This window comes from Enterobacter sp. 241F3, from assembly GCF_034106785.1.
Taxonomy (GTDB): domain Bacteria; phylum Pseudomonadota; class Gammaproteobacteria; order Enterobacterales; family Enterobacteriaceae; genus Enterobacter; species Enterobacter vonholyi.
The window spans coordinates 586905-599101 of record NZ_JAWNDD010000002.1; the positions used below are offsets into that span (position 1 = coordinate 586905).

7 protein-coding genes are annotated in these 12197 nt (G+C 57.9%); 3 read left to right on the forward strand and 4 right to left on the reverse strand.

The window, feature by feature from the left end; translation table 11 throughout:
* Positions 1 to 42 precede the first annotated feature (42 nt).
* Positions 43 to 1683: a dihydroxyacetone kinase subunit DhaK gene (locus UR504_RS10160; protein WP_302236931.1), complete on the reverse strand. Its 1641-nt coding sequence runs from the start codon at positions 1681 to 1683 to the stop codon at positions 43 to 45.
* 137 nt (positions 1684 to 1820) lie between these two features.
* Between UR504_RS10160 and UR504_RS10165 the strand changes: the two genes are divergently transcribed.
* Positions 1821 to 3323 carry a helicase HerA-like C-terminal domain-containing protein gene (locus UR504_RS10165; RefSeq protein WP_302236934.1) on the forward strand — a complete coding sequence of 501 codons (1503 nt, stop codon included), beginning with the start codon at positions 1821 to 1823 and terminating at the stop codon, positions 3321 to 3323.
* Here the strand turns inward: UR504_RS10165 and UR504_RS10170 are convergent.
* Entirely contained in the window at positions 3303 to 4244 is a 942-nt protein-coding gene (locus UR504_RS10170) for a TIGR01212 family radical SAM protein (protein ID WP_302237000.1), read from the reverse strand. The two genes, UR504_RS10165 and UR504_RS10170, sit on opposite strands and share 21 nt — an antisense overlap.
* A gap of 686 nt (positions 4245 to 4930) precedes the next feature.
* Between UR504_RS10170 and gltB the strand changes: the two genes are divergently transcribed.
* Both gltB and gltD read left to right on the forward strand, forming a co-directional pair.
* Positions 4931 to 9391: a glutamate synthase large subunit gene (gene gltB, locus UR504_RS10175; RefSeq protein WP_302236938.1), complete on the forward strand. Its 4461-nt coding sequence runs from the start codon at positions 4931 to 4933 to the stop codon at positions 9389 to 9391.
* A gap of 9 nt (positions 9392 to 9400) precedes the next feature.
* Positions 9401 to 10819 carry a glutamate synthase subunit GltD gene (gene gltD / locus UR504_RS10180; protein ID WP_023309377.1) on the forward strand — a complete coding sequence of 473 codons (1419 nt, stop codon included), beginning with the start codon at positions 9401 to 9403 and terminating at the stop codon, positions 10817 to 10819.
* A 28-nt stretch (positions 10820 to 10847) separates the two neighbouring features.
* Here the strand turns inward: gltD and sspB are convergent, their stop codons facing one another.
* Entirely contained in the window at positions 10848 to 11345 is a 498-nt protein-coding gene (sspB, locus tag UR504_RS10185) for a ClpXP protease specificity-enhancing factor (protein ID WP_115876392.1), read from the reverse strand.
* A 5-nt stretch (positions 11346 to 11350) separates the two neighbouring features.
* On the reverse strand, positions 11351 to 11989 hold the full coding sequence (sspA, locus tag UR504_RS10190; protein WP_014885418.1) for a stringent starvation protein SspA: 639 nt from the start codon (positions 11987 to 11989) through the stop codon (positions 11351 to 11353).
* Positions 11990 to 12197 lie beyond the last annotated feature (208 nt).

Consider the following 12197-nt stretch of genomic DNA (forward strand, 5'->3'; position numbering starts at 1 on the left):
GTGAGTTTGCCGGGTGGCGGCTTCGCCTTACCCGGCCTACCTTCACTGCTGCGCCAATACGTTAAATACTTCCGCTATCGCGACCGCTCCCGGATCCATTACCCCATCCAGGTTCTCTTTATTGACATACGACGAGCGTCCCGCGCCGGCTTTCGCCATTTTCGCCGTTGCTTCGGCACCATGCTGTGCAGCCTTCGCCGCTGCCTCGATATCTCCCTTCAGCAACGCCTCCAGCGCCGGTTGCAGCGCGTCGATCAGCGTGCGATCGCCGAGATCTGCCCCGCCGTACTGCTTCATCTGCGCCAGTCCGCTGAGCAAGGCCTCAGGGAGCGTCTGACCATCGTGAAGCTTTTGCCCGGCCGCGGTGAAGAAGATCGACATCAGCACCCCGCTCGACCCGCCCATCACCGTCGCCAGCCGCTCGCCAACCAGCAGCAGCAGCTTAGACACATCATTAAGCGGGAGCGTGTTCTCCTCCAGTCGCTGCGCAATATCCCGCGCCCCTTGCGCAAAGGTGGAGCCGGTATCGCCATCACCCACTTTCGCATCCAGCGCGTTCAGGCGGTTTTCCAGCTGGATCAGCGTTGTCGACACTGCGGAGACACACGCTCCCACCTGCGGATTGTCAGACGGTGTATATTCCACACGGTCATGAATGGCGCTATGCGCCACGGTACGCAGTGGCGCAAACGCCACGGGCTTCTGCCAGCCCAGCGTCTCGACATCAGCGTGAATCGCCTTTTCGAAGAAATCATTGAGCTTCAGCAGCGTCAGAGAAAAGCCTTTCATATCCAGCGCGCTGACCAGCGGCGCAGGGCCAATCAGGTACGCGATGTTCTCTTTCAGCGCCGAGTGCGCCAGCTCTTTGGTCAGCAACGCCATTTCGAGCGCCGAGACGCCGCCGAGGTTGTTAATCAGCACGGCAAAGCGCCCTTCGCCCGCCTGCGTTTTGAGCGGCGTCACCAGCGTGTCGATAATGGCTTTGCTGTTTTGCGTATCCACCACGGAAGCCCCGGGCTCGCCGTGAATGCCCAGGCCCAGCTCGACATGGCCTTGTTTAATCCGCCCCTCTTCATCGTCGCTGCCCGGCAGGTTGCACGTTTGCATCGCCACGCCCAGGCTCCAGAGGTTATCGCAGGCCTGTTGCGCAATATCCCGCACCTCGCTCAGCGATTTCCCCTGCTCCGCCGCATAGCCCGCAATCTTGTGCACCAGCGCCGTACCGGCAATACCGCGCGGCTGCTTGTTATCCGGCAGCGCGATATCGTCCGCCACGATCACCATCTCCACCTTAAGACCGTAACGTTTAGCCTTTTCCGCCGCCAGACCAAAGTTCAGGCGATCGCCGGTGTAGTTTTTTACGATCAGCAGACAGCCCCGGTCGCCCGTGACCGCCACAATGGCATTCAGCACAGCATCCACGCTCGGCGAAGCAAAAAGATCGCCACACACTGCCGCCGTCAGCATCCCTTTGCCGACAAACCCGGCGTGCGCGGGTTCGTGGCCTGAGCCGCCGCCGGAGATCACCGCCACGCGGCTTTTGTCCCAGTCGCCGCGTGCGACGATCCTGATGGCCGGATCGATATCAAGCTTGACGAGATTGGCGTGTGGCGCAGAAAGCAGTATGCCTTCAATGGCATCGTTGACCAGCTGTTTACGATCGTTAAAGAAGAATCTGGACATAGTTTCCCACTATTTTGTGAACCGTATGCAAAAGCATAGTCCGCGCTGGATAATGCGCCGCAAAGTCAGGAATTTACTCAACCAAATTGCGGCCAGGTTGCCTATACTCCACCCAGGACTAAGAGAGGAAGCGCATCATGAGTACACCATTGTTAATTGCCAGGACGCTGGAAAAAGAGCTGTATTTACTGCCCGCGATGGCGAACCGCCACGGTCTGATCACCGGAGCGACCGGGACGGGGAAAACCGTCACCCTGCAAAAGCTGGCGGAGTCGCTTTCAGAGATTGGCGTACCGGTCTTTATGGCTGACGTGAAAGGCGATTTAACCGGTGTGGCTCAGGATGGGACGGCATCTGAAAAACTGCTCGAGCGGCTGAAAAATATTGGCATCACGGACTGGACCCCGCACGGTAACCCGGTGGTGGTGTGGGATATCTTTGGTGAGAAAGGCCACCCGGTGCGCGCCACCGTCTCCGATCTTGGCCCGCTGCTGCTGGCCCGTCTGCTTAACCTCAACGACGTGCAGTCCGGCGTGCTGAATATTATCTTCCGCATTGCCGACGATCAGGGACTGCTGCTGCTTGATTTCAAAGATCTACGCGCCATTACGCAATACATCGGCGATAACGCCAAATCCTTCCAGAACCAGTACGGCAATATCAGCAGCGCCTCGGTGGGCGCTATTCAGCGCGGTCTACTGACGCTTGAGCAGCAGGGGGCCGAACACTTCTTCGGCGAGCCGATGCTGGATATCAAGGACTGGATGCACACCGACAGCAGCGGCAAAGGCATTATTAACATCCTGAGCTCAGAGAAGCTCTACCAGATGCCGAAACTCTACGCCGCCAGCCTGCTGTGGATGCTCTCCGAGCTCTATGAACAATTACCGGAAGCGGGCGATCTGGAAAAACCGAAGCTGGTGTTCTTCTTTGACGAAGCGCATCTGCTGTTTAACGACGCGCCGCAGGTATTGCTGGATAAGATCGAACAGGTTATCCGCCTGATCCGCTCCAAAGGCGTCGGCGTCTGGTTTGTCTCGCAAAACCCGTCGGATATCCCCGACAACGTGCTCGGGCAGCTCGGCAACCGCGTGCAGCATGCCCTGCGCGCCTTTACGCCAAAAGATCAGAAAGCGGTGAAAGCCGCCGCGCAAACCATGCGCGCCAATCCTGCCTTTGATACCGAAGCGGCGATTCAGGCGCTAGGCACCGGTGAAGCGCTGATCTCGTTCCTGGATGCGAAGGGCAGCCCGTCTGTGGTAGAACGCGCCATGGTGATCGCGCCTTGCTCGCGTATGGGGCCGGTGACCGACGATGAGCGCAACGGCCTGATTAACCACTCTCCGGTTTACGGGAAATACGAAGACGAGGTGGATCGCGAGTCCGCGTTCGAGATGCTGCAAAAAGGGGTCCAGGCGACAACGGAATCGCAGGATGCGCCTGCCGCTAAAGGGCAATCTGTCGCCGTCGATGACGGCATTCTCGGTGGGCTCAAAGACATTCTGTTCGGCAGCACCGGGCCGCGCGGCGGCAAGCGCGATGGCGTGGTGCAGACCATGGCGAAAAGCGCAGCCCGACAGGTCACCAATCAAATCGTGCGCGGCATGCTGGGGAGTTTGCTAGGCGGCCGTCGCCGCTAGACGCGGAATCCAGGGGCGGCCCAGCGCCGAACCCTGTACGCCGTTCTCCTGCAGATAGCGGTCAATTTCCACCATCCCCGTCCAGCGGTTCTCACACCATAGCGGTGCCAGAAGCGTTGGACGGCGGGCGCTGGCCGAGATGCGATGGTAGACAATATCCGGCGGCGTATAGCGAATCATCTCCCCTGCCGTCACCGTATAGTCGTCGAGCTCAATACCGCTTAGCCGCCCTGCTTCCCAGGCTTTCGCCATAATGCTTCCCGTAACAATATGCAGCGGATGCAGCTTAATGCCGTCCACGCCGGTCTCAACCACCTTTTCCAGCGTTTCAAGACCATGCTGTTGACCCTCGCCGGGTAACCCAACAATCAGATGCGAGCAGACCTTCAGCCCGCGCTCGCGGGCCAGGCGCGTGGTGCGCTGGTAGCAGGCGAAATCATGGCCACGGTTAATACGGTGCAGCGTTTTGTCGTGCGCGGTCTGCAAGCCCAGCTCCAGCCAGATCTCGTAGCCTTGTTCTTTGTACTCGCTGAGCAGGTCCAGCACCGCGTCCGGTACGCAGTCCGGGCGTGTGCCCACGCAAAGCCCAACGATATTGGCCTGGCTGACGGCCTGCTGATACATCGAACGCAATACCTGCACCTCCGCCCACGTGCTGGTGTAGGCCTGGAAATAGGCCAGATATTGCTTCGCGCGGTTCACCAGGCTGGCCTGGTGGGCAAGCTGCTCAGCGATAGAATGGTGCTGCTGCGCCTCATCGGCAAACGACGCGACGTTACAGAAGGTGCAGCCGCCGCGCCCGATGGTGCCATCGCGATTCGGGCAGCTAAACCCGCCGTGCAGCGTCAGCTTATGAACCTTTTGCCCGTACCGCTGCAAAAGATCCCCACCAAACATATTGACTAATTTCTGTAACTGCATAATCTGATAGACCGTCCCGGAGAAAGGGGACAAGCCTGCCACTTTTAGCCTCTGTCGGCGATGACCTGGATCAATCGCCCTGGACGGCCTTTATCCATATGAATAAATACTCACGATTACTGCAATTTCATTCACGCCGCCTGTGATTACTTTTCCTTATGTTCTGATTGTTTTTTTCATTTATAGCGCCACCACTGAAAAACAGTGGGTTTATGCGGGTTTGCATCCATTGCCAGATTATTGTTCTGCTATAAAACCGCTATTCAGCACGCTACATTGATAATACCGCTTTCATATAGTGAGTCAGATCACACTCCGCTGCTCGCTCTCAGGTCATTCAATCAATGTAAAAATAGTTAAATACACTTAAAATACAAAAACATAGACTCTCTTTAGCACATTTTTGTATAAATAAGATTGCCATTTGACCTGTGTACCAATTCCCGATAAGTTGGAAATCCGCTGGAAGCTTTCTGGATGAGCGGCCTGCTCATCATATTTATGCAGTAATTGAGATTCCCTCTGAAGCAAGTCCTCAAACTTGTTTACCTGCGCGAAAGGATGAAAAAGAGGGCGAATGCGAGGTCCGCGTATGAAACGCAAACCCCGTCGCCATGCTCTTTCTGTGCCTGTGCGCCACGGTAAAGTTCAGTGGGAGCCCGACGAGCCTGGGGAGGTTCACTGATATGTTGTACGATAAATCCCTTGAGAAGGATAACTGTGGTTTCGGCCTGATCGCCCACATAGAAGGCGAACCTAGCCACAAGGTAGTGCGTACTGCTATTCACGCACTGGCCCGTATGCAGCACCGTGGCGCCATCCTTGCCGATGGTAAAACCGGCGACGGTTGCGGCCTGCTGCTGCAAAAACCGGATCGTTTCTTCCGCATCGTGGCGGAAGAGCGCGGCTGGCGTTTAGCCAAAAACTACGCTGTCGGCATGCTGTTCCTGAATCAGGATCCTGAAAAGGCTGCCGCCTCACGCCGCATCGTCGAAGAAGAACTTCAGCGTGAAACCCTGTCGATTGTCGGCTGGCGCGATGTGCCAACCAACGAAGGGGTGCTCGGTGAAATCGCCCTCTCCTCGCTGCCTCGTATTGAACAGATTTTCGTCAACGCGCCTGCGGGCTGGCGTCCACGTGATATGGAACGCCGTCTGTTTATCGCCCGCCGCCGCATTGAAAAACGTCTCCAGGACGATAAAGAGTTCTACGTCTGTAGCCTCTCTAACCTGGTGAACATCTATAAAGGTCTGTGTATGCCGGCTGACCTGCCGCGCTTCTACCTGGACCTGGCGGACCTGCGTCTGGAATCGGCCATTTGCCTTTTCCACCAGCGCTTCTCCACCAACACCGTTCCACGCTGGCCGCTGGCTCAACCGTTCCGCTACCTGGCGCACAACGGCGAGATCAACACCATCACCGGTAACCGCCAGTGGGCCCGTGCCCGTACCTATAAGTTCCAGACGCCACTGATCCCTGACCTGCACGATGCCGCGCCGTTCGTGAACGAAACCGGCTCGGACTCCAGCTCGATGGATAATATGCTGGAACTGCTGCTGGCGGGCGGGATGGATATCGTGCGCGCCATGCGTCTGCTCGTGCCGCCGGCCTGGCAGAACAACCCGGATATGGATCCTGAGCTGCGCGCGTTCTTCGACTTCAACTCCATGCACATGGAGCCGTGGGACGGCCCAGCGGGCATCGTTATGTCCGACGGCCGTTTTGCTGCCTGTAACCTGGACCGTAACGGTCTGCGTCCGGCGCGCTACGTTATCACCAAAGACAAGCTCATCACCTGCGCCTCTGAAGTCGGCATCTGGGATTACCAGCCTGACGAAGTGGTCGAGAAAGGCCGCGTTGGTCCGGGCGAGCTGATGGTTATCGACACCCGCGGTGGGCGCATCCTGCACTCCGCCGAAACCGACAACGATCTGAAGAGCCGCCACCCGTACAAAGAGTGGATGGAGAAGAACGTGCGTCGCCTGGTGCCGTTCGAAGATCTTACGGACGAAGAAGTGGGCAGCCGCGAGCTGGACGACGATACTCTCGCGAGCTACCAGAAGCAGTTTAACTACAGCGCGGAAGAGCTGGACTCTGTCATCCGCGTGCTCGGTGAAAACGGCCAGGAAGCGGTCGGCTCGATGGGTGACGATACCCCGTTTGCCGTGCTCTCCAGCCAGCCGCGCATCATTTACGACTACTTCCGCCAGCAGTTCGCGCAGGTGACCAACCCGCCAATCGATCCGCTGCGTGAAGCACACGTGATGTCGCTGGCCACCAGCATCGGTCGTGAGATGAACGTCTTCTGCGAGGCCGAAGGCCAGGCGCATCGTCTGACCTTTAAATCGCCGATCCTGCTGTATTCAGATTTCAAACAGCTCACCACCATGAAAGAGGAGCACTACCGCGCCGACACGCTCGACATTACCTTCGACGTGAACGAAGCGAGCCTTGAAGAGACGGTGAATGCGCTGTGTGACAAAGCCGAACAGATGGTGCGTAACGGCACCGTGCTGCTGGTGTTGTCCGACCGTAATATCGCGAAAAACCGTCTGCCTGTACCTGCCCCGATGGCGGTCGGCGCTATCCAGACGCGTTTGGTCGATAAGAGCCTGCGCTGCGACGCGAACATCATTGTTGAAACCGCAAGCGCCCGCGACCCGCATCACTTTGCCGTGCTGTTGGGCTTCGGCGCGACGGCGATCTACCCGTACCTGGCCTACGAAACGCTGGCCCGTCTGGTGGATACCCGCGCGATCGACAAAGATTACCGCGCGGTGATGCTGAACTACCGTAACGGCATCAACAAAGGTCTGTACAAGATCATGTCCAAAATGGGCATCTCGACCATTGCCTCCTACCGCTGTTCTAAGCTGTTTGAAGCGGTCGGCCTGCATGACGAAGTTGCCAACCTCTGCTTCCAGGGCGTGGTCAGCCGCATCGGCGGCGCCGGTTTTGCGGACTTCCAGCAGGATCTGGTGAACCTGTCCAAGCGCGCCTGGCTGGCACGTAAGCCGCTGGATCAGGGCGGTCTGCTGAAATACGTTCACGGTGGCGAATACCACGCCTATAACCCGGATGTGGTGCGCACGCTGCAGCAGGCGGTTCAGAGCGGTGAATACAGCGATTATCTGCAGTACGCTGAGCTGGTGAACAACCGTCCGGCGGCGACGCTGCGCGACCTTATTGCCCTCAATCCGGGCGATGAAGCGGTCAGCATTGACGAGGTTGAACCGGCATCGGAACTGTTCAAACGCTTCGATACCGCGGCGATGTCCATCGGCGCGCTGAGCCCGGAAGCTCACGAAGCGCTGGCGGAAGCCATGAACAGCATCGGCGGTAACTCTAACTCCGGCGAAGGCGGTGAAGATCCGGCCCGTTACGGCACCAACAAAGTGTCCCGTATCAAGCAGGTGGCATCCGGTCGCTTTGGCGTAACGCCTGCGTACCTGGTTAACGCCGACGTGATTCAGATTAAAGTCGCTCAGGGTGCTAAACCGGGCGAAGGCGGTCAGCTGCCGGGTGATAAAGTCACCCCGTACATCGCCAAACTGCGCTATTCCGTGCCGGGCGTGACGCTGATCTCCCCGCCGCCGCACCACGATATCTACTCTATCGAGGATCTGGCGCAGCTCATTTTCGACCTGAAACAGGTCAACCCGAAGGCGATGATCTCCGTGAAGCTGGTATCCGAACCGGGCGTCGGTACCATCGCGACCGGCGTGGCGAAGGCCTATGCGGATCTCATCACCATTGCCGGTTATGACGGCGGTACCGGCGCAAGCCCGCTCTCCTCCGTGAAATATGCGGGCTGTCCGTGGGAGCTTGGCCTGGTGGAAACCCAGCAGGCGCTGGTGGCTAACGGTCTGCGTCATAAGATCCGTCTGCAGGTGGATGGAGGTCTGAAAACTGGCCTCGACATCATCAAGGCGGCGATCCTCGGTGCGGAAAGCTTCGGCTTCGGTACGGGTCCAATGGTCGCGCTGGGCTGTAAATACCTGCGTATTTGCCACCTGAACAACTGCGCAACCGGCGTTGCAACCCAGGACGAGAAACTGCGTAAGAACCACTATCACGGCCTGCCGTTCAAAGTGACTAATTACTTTGAGTTCATCGCCCGCGAAACTCGCGAGCTGATGGCCCAGCTGGGCGTTAAACGTCTGGTGGACCTGATTGGCCGTACCGACCTGCTGAAAGAGCTGGAAGGCTTCACCGCCAAGCAGCAGAAGCTGGAGTTGAGCAAGCTGCTGGAAACCGCGCAGCCGCATCCTGGCAAAGCGGTCTACTGCACCGAGAACAACCCGCCGTTTGATAACGGCGTGCTGAACGCACAGCTGCTGCAGCAGGCGAAGCCGTACGTGGACGACAAGCAGAGCAAAACGTTCTGGTTTGATATCCGTAACACCGACCGTTCCGTGGGTGCATCGCTCTCCGGCTACATCGCGCAGACGCATGGTGACCAGGGGCTGGCGTCGGATCCGATTACCGCGCATTTCAGCGGTACCGCGGGTCAGAGCTTCGGCGTGTGGAACGCAGGTGGTGTTGAGCTGTACCTGACCGGCGATGCCAACGACTACGTCGGTAAAGGCATGGCGGGCGGTCTGCTGGCGGTGCGTCCTCCGGTCGGCTCAGCCTTCCGCAGCCATGAGGCCAGTATCATCGGTAACACCTGCCTGTACGGCGCGACCGGCGGTCGTCTGTTTGCAGCAGGCCGTGCGGGCGAGCGTTTTGCGGTGCGTAACTCCGGTGCCATCACCGTGGTGGAAGGCATTGGCGATAACGGTTGTGAATACATGACGGGCGGGATTGTTTGCGTTCTGGGTAAAACCGGCGTGAACTTCGGCGCGGGCATGACGGGCGGTTTTGCGTACGTCCTGGACGAAGACGGCGAGTTCCGCAAACGCGTGAACCCGGAGCTGGTAGAAGTGCTGGACGTTGATACGCTGGCTATCCATGAAGAACACCTGCGCGGCTTGATTACCGAACACGTGCAGCATACCGGTTCTTCGCGCGGCGAAGAGATCCTGGCGAACTGGCCGGCGTTCTCTGCGAAATTCGCGCTGGTTAAGCCGAAGTCCAGCGATGTTAAAGCCCTGTTGGGTCACCGTAGTCGTAGCGCAGCAGAGCTGCGTGTGCAGGCGCAGTAAGGAATTCAGATGAGCCAGAACGTATACCAGTTTATCGACCTGCAGCGTGTTGATCCGCCAAAGAAACCGCTGAAGATCCGCAAAATTGAATTTGTTGAAATCTACGAGCCGTTTTCAGAAGGCCAGGCCAAAGCACAGGCGGACCGCTGCCTGTCCTGCGGTAACCCTTACTGCGAATGGAAATGTCCGGTACACAACTACATCCCGAACTGGCTGAAGCTGGCCAACGAAGGACGTATTTTTGAAGCCGCCGAGCTGTCTCACCAGACCAATACCCTGCCGGAAGTGTGCGGCCGCGTGTGTCCTCAGGACCGTCTGTGCGAAGGCTCCTGTACGCTGAACGACGAGTTCGGTGCGGTGACCATCGGCAACATCGAGCGCTATATCAACGATAAAGCGTTCGAGATGGGCTGGCGTCCGGACATGACCGGCGTGAAGCAAACCGACAAGCGCGTGGCGATCATCGGCGCGGGCCCGGCGGGCCTGGCCTGTGCGGACGTGCTGACCCGCAACGGCGTGAAGGCGGTGGTCTTTGACCGTCATCCGGAAATCGGCGGTCTGCTGACCTTCGGTATCCCGGCCTTCAAGCTGGAAAAAGAGGTCATGACCCGTCGCCGTGAAATTTTCACCGGCATGGGCATTGAGTTCAAGCTGAACGTGGAAGTAGGCCGCGACGTGCAGCTCGACGACCTGCTGAAGGATTACGACGCCGTATTCCTGGGCGTGGGCACCTATCAGTCCATGCGCGGTGGTCTGGAAAACGAAGACGCGCCGGGCGTGTACGACGCGCTGCCGTTCCTGATTGCCAATACCAAGCAGATCATGGGCTACGGCGAAACCGCCGATGAGCCGTTCGTCAGCATGGAAGGCAAACGCGTGGTGGTGCTGGGCGGCGGTGATACCGCGATGGACTGCGTGCGTACCTCCATTCGTCAGAATGCGGCACACGTGATCTGCGCCTACCGTCGTGACGAAGAGAACATGCCGGGCTCTAAGCGCGAAGTGAAAAACGCGCGTGAAGAGGGCGTGGAGTTCCAGTTCAACATCCAGCCTCTGGGTATTGAAGTGAATGCCAACGGCAAAGTGAGCGGCGTGAAGATGGCGCGTACCGAGATGGGCGCACCGGATGCGAAAGGTCGCCGTCGCGCCGAGATCGTCGCCGGTTCTGAACACGTGATCCCGGCCGATGCCGTGGTGATGGCGTTCGGTTTCCGCCCTCACAGCATGGAGTGGCTGGCGAAGCACAGCGTTGAGCTGGATTCGCAGGGCCGCGTAATCGCGCCAGAAGGCAGCGATAATGCGTTCCAGACCAGCAACCCGAAAATCTTCGCCGGTGGCGATATCGTTCGCGGTTCCGACCTGGTGGTGACGGCGATTGCCGAAGGCCGCAAGGCGGCTGACGGTATACTGAACTACCTGGAAGTGTAAAAAAACAGGCCCGATTGGGCCTGTTTTTTTATTTCACGACGCGAAGAGCCGGACGACCACCGCGCGGAGGCGGATCGTCATCAGGGTCATTGTCATCGTGATGATCGGGTTTATCGCCATCGATAAGTGACATCACCGTGTCGCTTTCGCGCTCATCAGATGCATTCTCATCATTCAGGCTGGCAACCTCTTCATCATACGCCGCTTCCGGCTCGAACATAGTTCCCGCACCGTTTTCACGGGCGTAGATGGCCAGCACAGCGGCCAGCGGAACGGAAACCTGACGCGGCACGCCGCCAAAACGCGCGTTGAAGCGCACTTCATCGTTCGCCAGCTCCAGGTTACCCACCGCGCGCGGGGCGATGTTCAGTACGATCTGCCCGTCACGTGCGTATTCCATTGGAACCAGCACGCCCGGCAACGTCACATCCACAACCAGGTGCGGCGTGAGCTGGTTATCCAGCAGCCATTCATAGAAGGCGCGCAGCAGATAAGGACGGCGTGGGGTAAGTTGTGACATTTCCACAGTCATTAGCCTCGGCCGAGACGCATTTCACGTTCCGGTTCAGTTAAGGATGCCAGGAAAGAGTCGCGCTCAAAGACGCGAGTCATGTAGCCCTTCAGCTCTTTCGCGCCAGGACCGCTGAACTCTACGCCCAGGGTCGGCAGACGCCACAGCAGCGGTGCCAGGTAGCAATCCACCAGGCTGAACTCATCGCTCAGGAAGAACGGTTTCTGACCAAACACCGGGGCGATTGCCAGCAGCTCTTCACGCAGTTGCTTACGCGCAGCGTCAGCTTCAGAAGCGGAACCGCTGGTAATCACATTCATCAGCGAGTACCAGTCTTTTTCGATACGCTGCATGTACAGGCGGCTTTCACCACGCGCGACAGGGTAAACAGGCATCAGCGGCGGATGCGGGAAACGCTCATCCAGATATTCCATAATGATACGGGATTCCCACAGGGTCAGCTCGCGATCCACCAGCGTCGGTACGCTTTGGCTCGGGTTGAGATCGATCAGATCCTGAGGCGGGTTATCCTTTTCCACATGCTCGATCTCAAAACTGACACCCTTCTCGGCCAGCACGATACGAACCTGATGGCTATAAATGTCAGTAGGACCAGAAAACAGCGTCATTACCGAACGTTTGTTGGCAGCGACAGCCATGAAAACCTCCAGGTATATTCAGAATTTTTACTGCTACCAGCCCAACAGGGGCCAGCCAGATGTTGTATCGCCCATCCCAGAGAAAACACATTGTTCAATAATCGAACAAAAATCGAGTATTCACCGATATTTGGGCAGAAAATTGGATGATAGTTTACCAGATTTTGATGGCTTTGTGGTGAGGGGATTCTGGAAATGTGGAAAAAGA